Below are 17,135 nucleotides of genomic sequence, written 5' to 3'. Positions count from 1 at the left end.
GGAGAAAATTAATCTATGAAAAATGTAGTAATTATTGATGCAATTCGTACTCCAATGGGACGCTCAAAAAACGGAGTTTTCCGCCACGTACGTGCTGACGACTTATCTGCTCATTTAATGAGTAACATGCTAAAGCGTCAACCAAACTTATCTCCAGATTCTATTGATGATGTAATCTGGGGGTGTGTTCAGCAAACTGAGGAGCAAGGAGCTAACTTAGCGCGCACATCAGCGCTTCAAGCCGGGTTCCCGGAAACTGTACCCGCAACAACTGTAAACAGATTGTGTGGTTCCTCAATGGATGCTTTACATATCGCGACTCGAGCCATTAGAGCAGGTGATGCTGAAATTGTTATGGTTGGAGGAGTTGAGCATATGGGGCACGTGCCAATGACTAAGGGCATTAGCATGAATAGTTATAATCGTCATATGGCTCAAGCGTCAGCGATGATGGGGTTTACTGCGGAAGCTCTAGCTAAACAACACAATATTTCTCGACAAGAACAAGATTCATTAGGAGCTCGTTCACATCGCCTTGCGCACAAAGCAACGCTTGAAGGGAGATTCGACAATGAAATCGTACCGACAATGGGACATGATGAAAACGGTAGTCCATTTTTGGTAGCACAGGATGAAGTTATTCGTCCTGAAACGACAGTAGAGGCTCTTGCACAATTACGCCCAGTATTTGATCCACGTGGTACAGTGACGGCAGGTACATCTTCAGCGTTGTCTGACGGTGCGTCTTGTTTACTTGTGATGAGTGAAGAAAAGGCTCTAGAATTGGGTATCAAAGCCCGAGCTAGAGTAATAGCTTGTGCGACAGCGGGTGTGCCGGCTGCAATTATGGGCTATGGTCCTGTACCAGCAACTAAAAAAGTTTTAGAAAAATCTAACTTAAAGATCAATGATATTGATTTTGTAGAGTTAAATGAAGCGTTCGCAGCTCAAGCTATTCCCTGCATGAAAGATTTAGGGCTATGGGATGAACGTGAATCTAAAGTTAACTTGCATGGAGGCGCTATTTCTTTGGGCCACCCTCTTGGGTGTTCTGGCGCCCGTATTGTAGGTACTTTGATAAATGTCATGGAACAGAGAAATGGGCGATATGGCTTAGCGTCAATGTGTATTGGGATGGGGCAAGGAATTGCAACTGTAATAGAACGAATAGACTAGTTTTGAGTTGATTAACCAAACTCCCACATCTCTAAAATGGATGTTGATAAAGGTCTAGCCATTGCGCTAGACCTTTTATTTTCAGCCCTAAACCACCTACTTCTGTAGGTGGTAATTTACGTTATGCCGTTAACTAAAATCGTGATTTCTTGTAGTGGAGATAGTGCTTCCTGTTTAAAGAAGAGGCGGTGAAGGTCAAGTTGATCCAAATCAATGACTGAAAAGAAAAAAAAAACAGTTAAGTGGATGTCTGAAAATGCTAAATATCAGTGTCGGAATTTTGTTGTAATAATCCGAGAGTTACATTTACGTATGTACAAAATATCGGAGAAGTTATGCTAAAGAAACTGCACAGAAAGCTTTTCGAACCGATGTATATCGGTTCTTTAAAGTTAAAAAATCGCTACTCGATGGCCCCAATGGGGACACTGGGTTGTGTTGATGGTGATGGAGCCTATAATCAACGCGGGATCGAATATTACACTACGAGAGCTAAGGGGGGAGTAGGTTTAATTATTACTGGTGTTCAGATGGTCGAGAATGAACTTGAGCAGTTCCCGATGCCTTCTTTACCATGCCCAACAAACCATCCAACTGCATACATCCGCAGTGCGAAAGAAATGACCGAACGGGTACATGCTCACGGTGCTAAAATTTTCGCCCAACTAACTGCTGGATGGGGACGCTCATGTATTCCTGGATTTACTCCAGAAGATAAATCAATTGCCCCTTCTCCTGCTCCCAATCGATTCGACCCAAATATCCAGCACCGTGAATTAACTACTGAGGAAGTTAAATACTTTATTAGTAAGTTTGTTGAGTCTGCGGCAATTGCACAGAAAGCAGGATACGATGGTGTAGAAATACACGCAGTGCATGAAGGTTATTTACTTGACCAATTCTCCATGGCTTTTTTCAATCAACGAACGGATCAATACGGTGGAAATTTTGAGAATCGTTACCGATTTGCGGTGGAGATTGTGCGAGGAATTAAAGCCATATGTGGTGAGAATTATCCAGTATCACTTCGCTATTCAGTGAAAAGTAATATGAAAGGCTTTGGTCAAGGTATCTTACCTAATGAACATGGCGTAGAAGTTGGCCGTGATATGGAAGAGGGCCTAAGAGCCGCTAAATATCTCCAAGAGGCCGGATTTGATGCGTTGAACGTTGATGCAGGTACATACGACTCTTGGTATTGGAATCACCCGCCTAACTATTTTAAGCCAGGTATGTATGCACCATACTGTAAAGCAGTGTCGGAAGTCGTTGATATTCCTGTTCTCATGGCGGGGAGAATGGAGGATCCTGACCTTGCTGCTCAAGCGATTGAAGACGGTATCTCGGATGGTATATCTATGGGGCGCCCATTACTAGCCGATCCGGATATTGTTAATAAAATTCGTCGAGGTCGATTTGAAGAAGTACGTCCATGCTTGTCTTGTCATTTAGGCTGCCTAGGAAGAATGGCAGAGGTCGGTAACATTTCATGTGCCGTTAACCCAACTTGTGGCCGAGAAGCGGAATATGGATTGCTGCCCATACATCGAACTAAAAAAGTGGTTGTTGTTGGTGGTGGTGTAGCTGGAATGGAGGCCGCTAGAATTTCAGCTATACGAGGACATAAAGTCGTTCTAATTGAAAAGTCCGGACAGCTTGGTGGCAACGTGGTTCCTGGTAGCCAAGCTCCTTTTAAGCATGACGACAAGCTGCTTATTCAGTGGTTCAGTGGTGAAATGGAGCGAAATAAGGTTAACGTTCGTATGAATACTGAAGCTACGAAGGCCATTATTGAGGCAGAAAAACCAGATAGCATAATATTTGCCACAGGCTCTCGCCCTATAGAACCACAATGGTTAATTGGAAAAAATAAAGCTCATGTTGTTATTGCTGAGCAAATGTTAATGAATCCTGAAGTTATATCCGGAGACCGCATAACCGTTGTTGGCGGTGGTTTGGTAGGTGCTGAGGCTGCATTGTGGATGGCTCAAAAAGGAAAGTCTGTTACTTTGATTGAAGCTGATGATGACATCATTGGTGGCCCTCATGGTACATGTTTTGCTAACTATCAAATGCTCAAAGAGCTATTAGTACATGAGCAAGTTTCTATCCTTACGTCGACACGTCTTGTGGAAATTACTGACAATGGCGTATCAATTAAACGTCAAGGTAATTTAATGGAAATACACTCTGATCATGTTGTATTAGCTTTAGGTTATGAATCAAAAGATGGATTGTACGAGGACTTAATTAATCAATTAGATGTTGATGAAATTTACAACATTGGCGATAGCCAGAAATCTAGAACAATTATGGCCGCTATTTGGGATGCCTATGAGGTCGCTCGAGGGCTATAATTAAAGCTATAGTTAACAAGGATGTTGATAGCTTTAAATAATCTTATATTTTAAAAGGGGTGATATAATATTTTCATGAGTTTGATTAGAGTAATAATAGTGTGGGATTTTTGTTTTTAGTCTGATTAATATGGTGTGCTTCTATTTTTAATAGTAATATTAGTAGTGCTAATATCCTGTATTTGTAGTTGTAATTTCACTTATTTTTTAAAAAAAATATAATTAAGTTGTTCAATGACAACATAAGAAATAAAAGATGAAAAACACAAAACTAACTGCTTTAGGTATTATCTCTCTCGGTTTATTTAGTTTAAATGTGAATGCGAAAGATGACACCAACGATGCTCCCGATCCAGCTGATGTAACTCGCGTGATTAGCTCAATTAAAGTTGCAGCAGGAACAAATAGTAATGACAACGACTTTGCTATTGAGACGGAGTTTAAACTCGGGGGATCTTTCAATTCTGATAACAACTTTTTAACTATGATTAGCATCAATGGTGCGAATAAAGATTCAGATCCGTATGAGGACGGCTTCGAGCTGCGAGAAGCACGCGCGCGTTGGTTCCAGGTCTTTGGTACCGGTATTGGAGTCATGCCAAAAGCTGGTTACTCACTTGATTATATCGATCGTTCAAACGATGATTCTGAGGTGATCGATAACATTATTGCTGCTGGTGCTATTTTCAAAGTTCCAGTATTAAAAAACTGGACAGTTTATCCTAACGTCGCTGCAGTACAAGCAAACGTAAAAGATGAATATAAAGTACCTGGTAGTGACGACGGTGTAGGTATACAGGTTAATATATTCAACTCGATTTACTTAAGTAAAAAGGGTACATACTTGATGGTTAACCCTCAGTACTCTTACATCGACTTCGATAATTATACGACTCAAGACTTGTTAATTGAGACTATATTAGGTACGCCAATTTCTGATAATAAACGTTGGTGGTTAAATGCTACTTATAAAGAGACGTTTAGCGATATTGACTCAGATAACAAATTCATTAGCAGCAAGTCTTTTAAAGCAAACGATGATAAACGTCAATTTAGAATTGGTGTTACGTATTATTTCTAGATAACGGTAATTTAATTATTGTAAGTTAAAACATTGAAGGAAATCGGATGAAAATTTATCTTGCGAAGAAAATCTACACTGTAGATAGTGATTTCAGTTGCAAAGAAGCCATGGCGGTGTCTGAAGGGAAAATTATTGACAGCGGTACTCTTTCAGAATTAATTGAACAGTTCCCGAACGCAGAAATTGTGGAAGATTATAAAGACGCTTTTATCTACCCAGGTTTTATTGAACCACACCTGCACATTGTAGGAACCGCCGCTATGTTTGCCGCTTTAGTTCCTGTCAGTTTTACGGATTGGACGATAGACGGTCGTACTTATAAGGCAGTGCGTACACCAAGTACGTTTATTACAGCAATGAAGCAGCGTATTCAAGAGTTCAAAGACCGTGAGACGTTGGTTTTATGGGGGCACTATGAGCCACTGCACGGTTCACTAACAACTCAAATGCTAGATGAGCTTGATGATACTCGCCCTGTTGCTATGTGGGGAGCCTCTATTCATAAGTTGATCTGTAATACTAAAGCTATTGAAGCGTTCAAAATTAACGACCTACCGAAAGATATTTTTGGTTTTATTCAAGATGAGAATGGTCGTTCGACAGGTGTATTAACTGAACAAGCAATGTTTAGGGTTGCAGCTGAGCATATCCTATCAAAATTATCTCCAGCAAGTATTATCAAAGGGCTGTACAGCGTGCTGGATCAAGGACGTCGTAAAGGTGTGACCGCTTGCGTTGATATGGGCGTCGGAATTTCTATGCCTTTAGAAGCTGAACTACAGTTATTAGCAGCAGCAGATCAAACACCAAATATGCCAAAATGCCGCAAAGGTTACATGTTTGGTTGGCAAAAAGTCTATGAAAAACATGAATACTCAGCACAGTCAGCTTTCGATTTTGTTGACGCGCATTATCAGGAGAACAAAGAGAATGAGATAACTTTCCCAGTTAAGAGTATCAAATTTTTCGCTGATGGCGCTGTATCTGATTATGAAATCATTACAAAAGAAGCTTTCCCTGATGGCCGAACTACGGGATGGCTACACCGCTTTGCGGATCGTAGCGAAGCTACATTAGCTGAAGACATGTCATTGTTTTGGCAAGGCGGTTATAACATCGCTATTCATACACAAGGCGATCTTGCACACACAAAAGTTCTCGATGTAATGGAAGAGCTTAATGCGAACCATGTTGGTAGAAACGGTCAAATGTTTATTCAACATATGGGTTTTACTGATGATGAGTTCTTTGAACGAGTTCAATCGATGGACGTCAAGCCAAGCGCGAGTGTCACGCCATATTATAGCTATCACTTTTATTCTTCGTGGAAAAAAGAGCAAGTTCTACCCCCATCTTGTTTTAGTCAATTACAGCGTGCTAGGTCAGCAATTGACGCTGGAATGAATATTAGTGTAAACGCAGATATTCCACTAATGCCGACTGATCCAATGATGGGTGCATACATCTTGATGAGTCGTGACGATATTGATGGAACTCCAGTCTTACCGCAGGAAGCACTCTCTAGAGAGGAAGCTTTGCGTGCGATTACAAGTTCTGCAGCTAAGCAACATATGCTCAGCAATATCGGATCGCTAGAGAAAGGGAAGTTAGCTGATTTCACGATCCTTGACTTCGATTGGATGGAAGGTCCAGTGGAAGAATTGAAAGGCAAAGAGGCTATGGCTTGCTTTATCGGTGGCGAAAAATCTTAATAATATTAGCTAGGTCGGCATAAGGTCGGCCTTACTACGTGGTTTAATTATGACAAAAACTAATCAAAATAAATGGCTCTGTTTGCTGATCTTGTGTGCAGCACAGGTTGGCACAAGTGGTGACAATGCTACAGTTGGCGTTTCTGCATCGGCGCTTGTTCAACAATTTGGCGCTTCAATGGACCAAATCCAAATGGCGAATGCTACTTACTCTTTAATTGCAGGAGCCATGATGATAGCCGGGGGACTTATTGGTCTAATACTCGGTTGGCGTCGTTCATTTCGCATCGGTCTTGTCTTACTGGCAGTAAGTGAAGTAGTTGCGGCTTTCTCACCTTCTATTGAAGTCTTTATATATGGCGCTCGTGTCATGACTGGCGCAGGTGCTAGTTTGACTATTCCTGCTGTACTCGGACTAATTGCTGGGAATTATCAAGGAAAAGATCAAGCCCTTGCATTTAGCGGACTTGCAGCAGCCAGCGGACTTTCTGCAGCATTGATGCCTGTTGTTTTTGGCATGTTGTTGGATGTTATGGGACTCCGTTTTACCTACTTATGCTTAAGTGCGATTTTTGTCTCGGTCCTATTTGCTTCTTCGAAAGTGACAGATGTCGCTGTGGCCAAGGATAAGCCAAAGCTTGATATTGTCGGTATCCTATTAGCTGCTGTTGGTCTAATGATGGTAATTGTTGGGACGTTAAAAATGCCAGTGTGGGGCATCTTGAAGCCACTTACTGGTTTTGTTGTTTTTGGTTTTTCACCAGCAATCGTGATGACAGTATTTGGCTTGATTGTACTTACAAGTTTGCTAATGTGGGAAAAGCGCTATGAGAAGCTCGGAGGTCTCGCTCTTATTCCGGCTAAAATCATTTATAACAAACAGGTTCAAGTTGGGCTCTATATTGGAGCATTATTTTGGGTAGGTTCAGCTGCTCCTGCAGCAATTACTATTCCGTATATACAACTTGTTGGTGGGGTGTCTTCTGCGCAAGCTGGCATGAGTCTAATTGGTATGTCTGTCGGTACAGTCGGCGTTGCAATGTTACTTCCTGCAAAGCTAAGTGGCCTTCAAGTACGTATGGTTTGTGCTTTTAGTTTAATCGGCGCTGCTGTGGCTGCGTTTATTATGGCTCAAGGGCTGCAACTTGATGGTTACAACTATTTACTTATTATTGGTCAAACATTGATGGGTTGTTCAGTAGGTGCAATGGCATCTCAATGCTCAATCATCGTAACAGACGCGTTAGAACCTCGTGAAGCGCAGCAGTCCGGTGGAATTCAAGCAACTGTTCGCAATATTGGTTATGCTATAGGTATCGCGATAATGGGCGTAACGATGCTGTCGGTCATGAGCCATGATTACAAGCAGCAAGTCTTAAACTCTCCATCAATTTCAGAAGTTTCACAGAATGGCATTGAAGCAATGTCTTCGATTCCTTTTCTTGGTGATAGCGATTTTTCTGAACTGATTAAGGATAAGGTTGCAGACTCTAGTGAAGTTCAAATGCTCGTTGAAATTAATCAAAAAACTCGCTTAAAAGCAGCGCAAATGGGCTTATATGCCATTGCTATATTTATGCTCCTGTTCTTGGTGACCCTTCGCCATCTACCGCAACGTAGCTTAATGAGAACAAAGGCCGAAGTGCTTGATACTGATGAAAAGCATGTCGAAATCTAAGTCAAACTATAAAAGCCCAGGATGTGGGCTTTTTTTCGTTGTAGGCAATCAAGGTTACCACGACTATGAACAACGTTAGATTTACAGCCAAAGAGATTAAGATCCTAATTTGTGTCTGTCTGGCACAATTTGTCTCTAGTGCTGACAATGTCACTACTGCTTTGTTAATTAAAGACATCATGTCTTTTTTTAACGTAAACCTATCTTTGGGTCAGGTGGTAACTTCATCCTACTCCGTTGTTTCTGCGTCGCTCATGTTGGTGAGTGGTTTAATGGGGTACTTTTTTAGCTGGAGAAGTCTATTTAGGACGGGGTTGTTTCTTTGTTTCATGGGAGAAGTATCAGCGCTTATCTTTGAAGACTTCTGGTCGTTTATTCTTTTTTCAAGAGGCTTGATGGGTACTGGTGCAGCTCTAATCCTACCTTCGTCTATTGCATTGCTTACCAAAGAGATTCAATCACATAATAGATCGATGGCCTTTAGCATATGGGGTACTTCAGTCGCATTAGTCGTATCGATATACCCTATCATTCTAACGACAATCTACCATTTAGCGGGTTGGAAGGCTGGCTTTGCTCTACTGAGCATAATTGCGATTATTGTTGCTTTGTTGTCTAGTTGGTTGCCTTATTGCAGTCCAATAGTCTCAGAAAAACGTTTTGATTATATTGAGGCGGTAATGAGCATTGTTGTCATTGCTAGTATCTTAACTGCGATTGCAGCGGCCCCTTCATTCGGTTTTTTCACGAACAAAGTTGTGCAAAGTAAAGAAAGTAGTGTCGTATATACATTTAGCCTTCCATTACCAGCATTGCTAATGATAACTTCATTATCTCTGTGTCTGATTTATCTGTTATTTAAAAATAAAACAAAGAAAAAAAATAATATTCATTCAATTTTTCCTAGAGCGTTTCTTAAGCGAGATGTTCTAGCTTCTTTTTATGTTCTCGCTTTTCAATATGTTATTTATGGAGGTGTTCTTTTTACATTGGTAGGTTATATATCATTAAGTGACTATAGTAAGTTGGAGTTGGCTTATAGTACAGTATGTTTTGCTGTCGCTATGTTTATATCGTCAATCATTGTGGCAAATAGAGCTCAAAAGATAAGTACGAAAAAAATAAATACCATAAGTATGGGGTTGCTATCAACTTGTATTTTTTTATTGAGTCAACTTATATACAATGGAATATCTATCCATAATATTTCTTTCTGGATGATGCTCATTGGTAGTGGTTGCGGTATGCTTGCTAGTCGAGCGAATATATCCGTCAACCTTGCTGTCGGAGAATATTATGCACAACAGTCATCAGGAGCTCAAGTGTCATCTAAGAATATTGGTTATGTGGCTGGAGTTACAATTTTTGGAGGGGCTCTATCATATTTCTCTAGTCAATATTTGCAAGCATCACTAATACACCACATTAGTGGCATTGAAATTAATTCGATAACAAATTTATTTGATTTTATGTCTAATGAAGATTTGAAGTTTCTGTTATCAAACAACAATATTTCCATTCCTCCTAATCTAGATGGTATTAATAATAATGCTAGAAATTATGGGATAAAAATAACATTGGCTATAGGAGGGTTAATCAGCTTGTTAAGCATTCCTATTGGCCGATCAGTTCAATAGTAAATTAACAATTTTGAAGATGAATGTTGCTATGAATATGAATATTAAGCTCATCGTAAAACATGACCAAAATTTGATTATAACATTATATTTATTACTTAAATATAAGCATGTCAGTAGAGTGGCAGACGAAATATTTGTGTCACAATCAGCAGTTAGTCAACAACTGAATAAATTAAGGCGAATATTTAATGATAAATTGCTGGTACGAACAAATAATAAAATGATGTTGACTCCATTATCGGATAAGATATTCCCTCAGCTGGAAAATATTTTCAATTCTACCTTCCAAATATATAATCAATTGGAAGGTATTACTCAACCTACTAAAGAACAGTATAGAATATGTATGATTGATGGTGCGATGACCAATAATAGTGCTTCAGTACTTGCATCAATTAGCGAAAAATATGAAAAGAAAGTGAAGTTTGAAATTTTAGGGCGATACGATGGTTGTGTAGAAGACTTAAATCAAGGAAAGTTGGACTTTTTAGTCGGAAACTTTAGTGGTCTTTCTAATAACATTCATCAGTTAAAAATCGGAAATTACTCTTATTCTATATACGTAAGGAAAAATCACCCTCTAAACAAAAATGAAGCTCCTATCAACATTAAAGAGACATACTCTTATGGATATATTCAATTTGTCTATCATGGAGAGTTAATCCGAGAATTCAACCGTAATGTCGATCGAAACGAGATCAATCAAAATACAGTACTTAATTTTTCGCAGTATAGTTCAATCATCGACTATTTGCAGGAAACGGATTATGTGAGTTTACTTCCAGATGTTGTTGCTGCTAGGTCTGATCTCATCAAACTAAACATTATTGAGGAACTGACGTCAGGTAATAGTTATTTATATTGGCATTCTCTTATGGAGCATGATCCGTTTCATCGCTACCTGAGAGCTAGGTTGTTTGAACATTCGAATAATATTTCGCATCAGAAAATGTAATCATTTTCGATTATCCGAACGATTGGAGTATTCGATTGAGTTAAATAAGTAACTTACGATTTTAACTGTGACGCTAATAAATGGTATTACTTCATGAGATTTTGACTTTAGTGCAAAGCAGGATCGCACTTTGTAAACAGATTTAAGACCTCTAAATCCTTAGTTACACAGCCATTTTGAACACGGGATCCCCCGACGACACACCATAGCGCGTGTTGTCGCGGAGCCTTTGCTTGAGGCACTAGCTCTCTGGATTAACGAACAACAAGAGTCAAAATAGGCCCATCATTGCATTTGATGGAAAAGTACTGCGTGGCTCGTACTGAAATGACGAGAAAACAGCACTACAATTGGTGACTTCTTATGATACTAAACGGGGGCTTGTTCTAAGCCATAAATCGACTGAAAACAAGAACAGTGAGATTAGCGTTGTTCGCTAAAAGCTTGATGTAATTAATGTACAAGGCAGCGTTATCACAGTTGACGCTCTACATTGTCAACGCGATACACTAGAGAAAATCGCAGAAAGAAGGCCCATGTTGTCGTTCAAGTAAAAACAGCCAAACAAAGATGAGAGTGGCTGTTGCTGAGCAGTTTCAAGCAGCCTTTAATGCTGTAGTATTGTTTGTAAGCAAATATACCGAACATCGTCGAGATATCCGGAGGTTATGTTAACGATATAGGTAACAAGCATAATTCCATTAGATCAAGTGCATTCGTATCACTTCATAAAAAGAGAGATGGGTTCATAGAGGCTGGGTATCTACGTAATGTTAGAGCAGGAGTGTTAAAAATTGTATAACTCCACAAAAAATGGAAAGAGCGGTTTGGTTGTTTGTATGAGTAGTGCAAAGAAGGAATATTGTGTATATGCTTGTATTACAGGGGTTTATTGAATACAGGCAGGACAATGGAAGGCAGAGCTCTCAAATTTGGCTGGTTGCTACTTAGCCTATGGTTAATTTGTATCGGTTTACTTGCGACTAGTTACCGATCAACGAGTGAAACCAAAGAGCAAATCTACGAGCTAGGGAGTGGCATTCAAGAGCTCCGTGAAACCCTTACCTTTGATTCTCCGTATCGAACCCACATGGCCGATACTCAAGCGCTCAATATCCAACTGATTTACGCTTTACGCTTACAAATCGATACTCACTACAAAAAAAGCTGGTTCCTGCCTGATATTCATCAGTTACTGTTCACCACCGATCGCTTTATCGAACAAACTCAAATTTATCTTGATAATAACTTAGACCTCTTGAATCTGGTTGAGCAGATCCGTGGCATGCGAGAAGGCTATAAAGAGCAACAGAGTGTATCTGAGCTCTACCTGCGCCTGAGTGCTAACGTTTTAGACGCGATGTATAGTGATAACGGTTCTAGTCCCGCCATCTATCGCGAGCTCGATCAAGTCTATTATCTATCAACTAAATTACCGTTGCAGCAACGGCAAGACTTACAGCAGGTACTCGCGCAGATTTCTACTGTGTTAGGGGGCTACGCTCAAGGGCAATACATTGTCGATAAACTTATTACTCATGATGTCCATGCTCAAATCGCTTTGCAACGGAATGAGTTTAATCAGCTTCTGACTCGACATATTTGGCTTGGCATTTTGGTCAGTTTTCTCACTATGGTGGGCTACCTTTGGTTAATTAATATTGCGACAGGTTCTGTACGCGTGACCTCGGCAGATCTATCGAATAGTCAGTCACAAGATGCTGAAGCACATGAAAGTAACAAAGAGCAGTCTCATCCTCCCGTGGTTGATTCACCAGTAGAGGCTGAGTTGGGGGATCCTGAGATAGATTTCGCTAAGATGTTGGATTCATTGAATCAAGATGTGGAATCGGTTTGCATGCTGTTGGAAGTCTTTATCGAAGATCACAATGGGGATGTCGAAAAAATCACTAGTTTACTTACGGATTCTCCAGAAGAAGCGCAACGAAAAGCGCATAGCTTGAAAGGAGTTGGAGGCAACCTAGGTGCTTCAAAATTGAGAGAGTCGGCAAGTAAAGTTGAAATTGCGATAAAAGAAGATATCACTGCGGTTCCTGATTTACTCGATGAACTCAAGGTCCGATTGGACAATGCCCTTGAAGAAGCAAGAATTTTCCTAAAAGAGAACGCGAAAGTAGAGAGTTGACTTCATCCTGACTTAAGGATTGTATAGTGCTTGGCTTTTTTTAATTCTGCATGTGAGGTTATATGCTGCTTCGCCGCCTACCTGTTCTATGGCTGTTAGCTTTCGTCCTTCCTATCTCAGGGTGTTCACTACTTGAAGTGAAAATTGATAGCCAGACAACGCCTTTGACACAACAAGAGCTCAATATGCGTTTAATGACGCGTGAGTATACCCATCAGTTTTTTGCGCAAGTAGAGCAAGCTGCGGACGCCACAGCTGAACAATACGACCCTCAAGATAAACTGTATCAATCTTACGTATTGCTATGGAAAATAAATGCAGAAGAAGGCTTGCAACGTTCTTCCTACCAAGTGTCTCCAATGGCTGCGCTTATCGATAGCTGGGTGTTTACTGAGCAAATGAACCAGTTTTTTAATCGTGGTGCCGGCCAGGAGCTATTTGTTAACGATGATGCAAAGCGCGTTTCAACAGAGCTAGCGGCTGACATTAATAAGCTCGCGAAATCGTTGCTTAAAGGTGCGAGTTACTCTCAAACTCAACAGTTTGTTATTGAATTTGCCAAGACTCACCCATTTGAAGACTTAAGCTTTATTAGAACACCCGCTTACCGAGCATGGCTTGAAGCAAACCAGATCAGTGAAGATGAAGCTGTTTCGACCTTAGGTACCATGCCAGAAGCTCTCGGCGACGTGTCTGATCGACTCAGCCTCGTGTCAGAGCAAACGCCAAAATTAATGACATGGAAAGCTCAGCTTATCGCACTAAATAGCTCTATTAGCGGTGAGCAGTTAACTCAGACGCTTCAGAGCTTGCAAGCGACGTCCGAGTCATTCCAAGACTTTGTTGAGAACAACCCTCAGTATATGGAAGATCTTGCCCGTCAGATGTCGATTCAACTGGAGCCTTTGGTTCAAGAGATTGACCAGCGTACCACTCAGCGTATTGAGCAATTGAGCTTAGAGCGTGAAGCTCTAGAGAAAATGGTCGCAAGAGAGCGTGCAGAAATTGCGTTGATCATTAGCGCTGAACGTGAGCAGTTTACTCAAGATATTGATAAGGTTTCTCAAGATGTCGTTACCTTAGCCGTCGATAAACTGGTTGAGTTAATTAAGAGTACCATCATTTACTTTATCCTCTTTATTGTTGCGATTTTCTTTGCTCCACTTGGCTTAGGTTATTTGCTAGGGCGACGCAGTGCGGCCAAAAAAGCGTCTTAAGTCAATTTAGAGCAGAGTAAATACGGATAAAAAAAACGCCTCAAGTGAGGCGTTTTTTTGTATTCAGAGCATCGTTTATGCGGTCTGCTTTGCTAACTCTGCTTCTGCTTCTGCTTCAGTATCAGCGGCAGGTGCTGTCGGTTCGCATTTATCAACAAACCAGCCCATGTATGAGGTAATGATTGTGACGATAATACACACGAAGCTTAACCACATGAATGGCGCGTAAGAGAGTGTTGCTACACCAAGGATACTTGCCATGTAGATACCGTTATCACTCCAAGGCACCATACCTGATGTTAGCGTACCGCCGAACTCTGCGTTACGAGATAGGTTCTTACGTTTGTAGCCTAAGCGGTCGTAATTTTTAGCACAGATTTTAGGGGTCAGGATTAAAGATACGTACATTGCAGAGCCAAACACGTTACCCATGAATGCAGTACCAATGGTGCTAGTTGCTAGCGAGCCTGCACTTTGAACTCGGCGTTCAAATAGTTTCGCGATAGTTTCTAAAACGCCCACTTTATCTAGTAGACCACCAAAACCTAGACCAAATACGATAACCGCAACTGAGCCAAGCATTGATGACATACCACCACGGTTAAGGATTGAATCAATAAAGCTTACGCCAGACTCGATTTCAAATGGTGCCCAAGCGGTGTTGAACGCCTGTAAGAAGTCAACATCTTGAATCATTACTGCCCAGATGATGCCCAGAAGAGAGCCGAAACTGATCACCGGGAAAGAAGGCATACGCATCGCCAGTAGGCCCAATACGATAATCACAGGGACAAACGAATAAGGCGTGATGTAGAACTGCTCTTCCATCGCTTGAATGACTGACTGTACCTGAGACATATCAACGTTACCGGCGTAATGGAAGCCAAACGCGGTAAACATAATGCCAGTAATGATGTAGCTGATCAGGGCGATAGGTAGCATGCCCTTGATGTGTTCAACAACTTCAACGTTCGACATTGATGAAGCTAGGATTACTGAGTCAGACAGTGGTGACATTTTATCGCCGAAGTAACAGCCTGATAGCACCGCACCCGCAGTGATTGGCGCTGGAACACCTAAGCCTTGGCCGATACCCATCATCGCAATACCTGCCGTACCTGCTGCACCCCAAGAAGTACCCGTAGCAAGAGCGGTCAATGAACAGATGATCATCGTAGCAAGAAGGAAAATAGAAGGGTGGATTGCCTTTAGACCATAGTAAATGATAGTTGGTACGATACCGCCAGAGATCCAAGTACCGACTAAGGCACCGACCGCTAGAAGAATAAGAACGGCACCAAGTCCGTTAGAAATTCCGTTGAGGGCTGCTTTTTCTAAATCTTTATATTGATGGCCTAAACGGATACCAAGGAACATGATAATAAACCAGCCGATGTACAGCGCCAGCTGGATTGGTAGATCGAGTTGTGCTGTAAACGAAAATGCCAGTAGTAGAAATAACCCTAAGGAAATTACAACCTGCATCAAGCTTGGCAGACGGGGGGTAAGTTGCGTCATACAGAGCCTCTTATTAGAGTAATTAGCGAGTGAAAGTAGTGTGCTTAGCACCACTTCTCGAAGGAGCGCTAACTCCTATTAGGTATGAAGTGCACTTTATCTTAGTTGGAATAATATTTCGAGATAATGTCGTTATGCTGTGATTTATATCTGTATTAGTGTTTTGTTGCAGTTAAATGTAGTGTTAAAGTTTAATTTTAATGATCTGAAATGTTTTGAAATGTAAACTTTCTGTGGCACGTAAGGTGTGTATTTGTTCTTGTTCTGAGTGGTTTTTGTCGTCTTTATAACAAGTGGGCAAAAACCAACCAAAACGCACGTCTAAGTGTGTTTTTTGAAAATAAGAAATAAAAGTTACAGATTTGATGCAAATTTCCCTTGAGATTTTGCTGCGAAAATTGAATATTGAACCATTCCCTTTTAAAAATTGATTACACGGAGAGTTGAGAATGAGAGTAGGTTTAGTTGGTTGGCGTGGCATGGTTGGTTCGGTGCTAATGCAACGTATGGTAGAAGAGAAAGATTTCGACCTTATTGAACCGGTATTTTACAGTACATCTCAAGTAGGTATCCCAGCACCAAACTTAGGTAAAGATGCAGGTATGCTGCAAGATGCGTTTGATATCGAAAGCCTTAAGCAGCTAGACGCTGTTGTTACCTGTCAGGGTGGTAGCTACACAGAAAAAGTGTATCCAGCACTGCGCCAAGCGGGTTGGAAGGGCTACTGGATTGATGCTGCTTCGACTTTGCGTATGGCGCAAGACTCTATCATTACCCTTGATCCTGTTAACTTAGCGCAGATTCAACAAGGCATTCATAGTGGCACCAACACGTTTGTTGGAGGTAACTGTACCGTAAGCTTGATGCTAATGGGCCTAGGTGGCCTATTTGAGAAAGGCTTGGTTGAGTGGACAAGTGCGATGACTTACCAAGCCGCTTCTGGTGCTGGCGCTCAGAATATGCGTGAGCTTATCTCTCAAATGGGTGTAATCAATGATTCAGTGAGTTCAGAGTTGGCTAACCCATCAAGCTCAATTCTCGATATCGACAAAAAAGTAGCAGACATCATGCGCTCACCATCTTTCCCGACGGATAAATTTGGTGTACCACTATCAGGTTCTCTCATTCCATGGATCGATGTGAAGCGTGACAATGGCCAGAGCAAAGAAGAGTGGAAAGCGGGTGTTGAAGCGAACAAGATTCTTGGCTTCCAAGATGCACCAGTGCCAATCGATGGTACCTGTGTACGTATCGGTGCAATGCGTTGTCACTCTCAAGCGTTGACTATCAAGCTAAAGCAAAATGTTCCGATGGACGAGATCGAAGAGATGATCGCCACTCATAATGATTGGGTTAAAGTGATTCCTAATGATCGCGATATTACTGCGCAAGAACTGACACCAGCTAAAGTGACCGGTACGCTTTCTATCCCTGTAGGTCGTCTGCGTAAGATGGCAATGGGTGATGATTTCCTCAATGCGTTCACTGTTGGTGACCAACTTCTATGGGGTGCCGCAGAACCACTACGCCGCACACTGCGTATTATCCTTGCTGAAAAGTAAGCTGTAAGAAAGTACTGAAAAGCGTCCTCATGGGCGCTTTTTTTGTGCCGATTAACAGCTTACTGACATTGTTTCTCTACCCTTTTGGCA

Annotated in this window: 11 protein-coding genes and 1 pseudogene; 11 read left to right on the top strand and 1 reads right to left on the bottom strand. The window is 41.3% G+C overall.

Translation table 11 applies throughout. The features are described from left to right. Positions 1-15 precede the first annotated feature (15 nt). The 10 genes and pseudogenes from fadA (at position 16) to VIA_RS17945 (ending at position 13,965) form a co-directional block, all read left to right on the top strand. Positions 16-1,176, top strand: coding sequence for an acetyl-CoA C-acyltransferase FadA (gene fadA / locus VIA_RS17985; protein ID WP_004414821.1), 1,161 nt, complete (start codon positions 16-18; stop codon positions 1,174-1,176). Positions 1,177-1,511: 335 nt separating this feature from the next. Further along, on the top strand, positions 1,512-3,533 hold the full coding sequence (locus VIA_RS17980; RefSeq protein ID WP_004414819.1) for an oxidoreductase: 2,022 nt from the start codon (positions 1,512-1,514) through the stop codon (positions 3,531-3,533). Positions 3,534-3,789: 256 nt separating this feature from the next. Further along, positions 3,790-4,614, top strand: a complete 825-nt coding sequence (locus tag VIA_RS17975; protein WP_004414818.1) for a hypothetical protein — start codon at positions 3,790-3,792, stop codon at positions 4,612-4,614. A 47-nt stretch (positions 4,615-4,661) separates the two neighbouring features. After that, entirely contained in the window at positions 4,662-6,329 is a 1,668-nt protein-coding gene (locus VIA_RS17970; protein WP_004414816.1) for an amidohydrolase, read from the top strand. Between the two features lie 49 nt (positions 6,330-6,378). Beyond that, entirely contained in the window at positions 6,379-8,007 is a 1,629-nt protein-coding gene (locus VIA_RS17965) for an MFS transporter (RefSeq protein WP_004418282.1), read from the top strand. Between the two features lie 65 nt (positions 8,008-8,072). Then, the gene (locus tag VIA_RS17960; protein WP_004414814.1) at positions 8,073-9,644 is read left to right on the top strand and encodes an MFS transporter; all 1,572 of its coding nucleotides are present in this window, start codon (positions 8,073-8,075) and stop codon (positions 9,642-9,644) included. Between the two features lie 31 nt (positions 9,645-9,675). Then, positions 9,676-10,602: a LysR family transcriptional regulator gene (locus tag VIA_RS17955; protein WP_004414812.1), complete on the top strand. Its 927-nt coding sequence runs from the start codon at positions 9,676-9,678 to the stop codon at positions 10,600-10,602. Between the two features lie 175 nt (positions 10,603-10,777). Then, positions 10,778-11,217: pseudogene (locus tag VIA_RS22565) on the top strand (ISAs1 family transposase); the annotation flags it as partial. Positions 11,218-11,512: 295 nt separating this feature from the next. Beyond that, the gene (locus VIA_RS17950) at positions 11,513-12,748 is read left to right on the top strand and encodes an Hpt domain-containing protein (RefSeq protein WP_004414811.1); all 1,236 of its coding nucleotides are present in this window, start codon (positions 11,513-11,515) and stop codon (positions 12,746-12,748) included. A 62-nt stretch (positions 12,749-12,810) separates the two neighbouring features. After that, positions 12,811-13,965 carry a hypothetical protein gene (locus VIA_RS17945; protein WP_004414809.1) on the top strand — a complete coding sequence of 385 codons (1,155 nt, stop codon included), beginning with the start codon at positions 12,811-12,813 and terminating at the stop codon, positions 13,963-13,965. 75 nt (positions 13,966-14,040) lie between these two features. Here the strand turns inward: VIA_RS17945 and nhaC are convergent, their stop codons facing one another. Next, the gene (gene nhaC / locus VIA_RS17940; RefSeq protein WP_004414807.1) at positions 14,041-15,483 is read right to left on the bottom strand and encodes a Na+/H+ antiporter NhaC; all 1,443 of its coding nucleotides are present in this window, start codon (positions 15,481-15,483) and stop codon (positions 14,041-14,043) included. Between the two features lie 449 nt (positions 15,484-15,932). On the opposite strand from nhaC, the gene asd reads away from it, so the two are divergent. Continuing rightward, positions 15,933-17,045, top strand: coding sequence for an aspartate-semialdehyde dehydrogenase (asd, locus tag VIA_RS17935; protein ID WP_004414806.1), 1,113 nt, complete (start codon positions 15,933-15,935; stop codon positions 17,043-17,045). The last annotated feature ends 90 nt before the right edge of the window (positions 17,046-17,135 follow it).

Origin of the sequence: Vibrio orientalis CIP 102891 = ATCC 33934 (assembly GCF_000176235.1) — a bacterium.
Classification (GTDB): Bacteria; Pseudomonadota; Gammaproteobacteria; order Enterobacterales; family Vibrionaceae; genus Vibrio; species Vibrio orientalis.
This window is presented reverse-complemented; position numbering and strand designations above follow the sequence as displayed.

What these genes read in the sequence shown, in the direction of transcription:
- fadA (WP_004414821.1), top strand. Translation starts at nt 16, where the DNA reads ATGAAAAATGTAGTAATTATTGATGCAATTCGTACTCCAATGGGACGC.
- VIA_RS17980 (WP_004414819.1), top strand. Translation starts at nt 1,512, where the DNA reads ATGCTAAAGAAACTGCACAGAAAGCTTTTCGAACCGATGTATATCGGT.
- VIA_RS17975 (WP_004414818.1), top strand. Translation starts at nt 3,790, where the DNA reads ATGAAAAACACAAAACTAACTGCTTTAGGTATTATCTCTCTCGGTTTA.
- VIA_RS17970 (WP_004414816.1), top strand. Translation starts at nt 4,662, where the DNA reads ATGAAAATTTATCTTGCGAAGAAAATCTACACTGTAGATAGTGATTTC.
- VIA_RS17965 (WP_004418282.1), top strand. Translation starts at nt 6,379, where the DNA reads ATGACAAAAACTAATCAAAATAAATGGCTCTGTTTGCTGATCTTGTGT.
- VIA_RS17960 (WP_004414814.1), top strand. Translation starts at nt 8,073, where the DNA reads ATGAACAACGTTAGATTTACAGCCAAAGAGATTAAGATCCTAATTTGT.
- VIA_RS17955 (WP_004414812.1), top strand. Translation starts at nt 9,676, where the DNA reads ATGAATATGAATATTAAGCTCATCGTAAAACATGACCAAAATTTGATT.
- VIA_RS17950 (WP_004414811.1), top strand. Translation starts at nt 11,513, where the DNA reads ATGGAAGGCAGAGCTCTCAAATTTGGCTGGTTGCTACTTAGCCTATGG.
- VIA_RS17945 (WP_004414809.1), top strand. Translation starts at nt 12,811, where the DNA reads ATGCTGCTTCGCCGCCTACCTGTTCTATGGCTGTTAGCTTTCGTCCTT.
- nhaC (WP_004414807.1), bottom strand. Translation starts at nt 15,483, where the DNA reads ATGACGCAACTTACCCCCCGTCTGCCAAGCTTGATGCAGGTTGTAATT.
- asd (WP_004414806.1), top strand. Translation starts at nt 15,933, where the DNA reads ATGAGAGTAGGTTTAGTTGGTTGGCGTGGCATGGTTGGTTCGGTGCTA.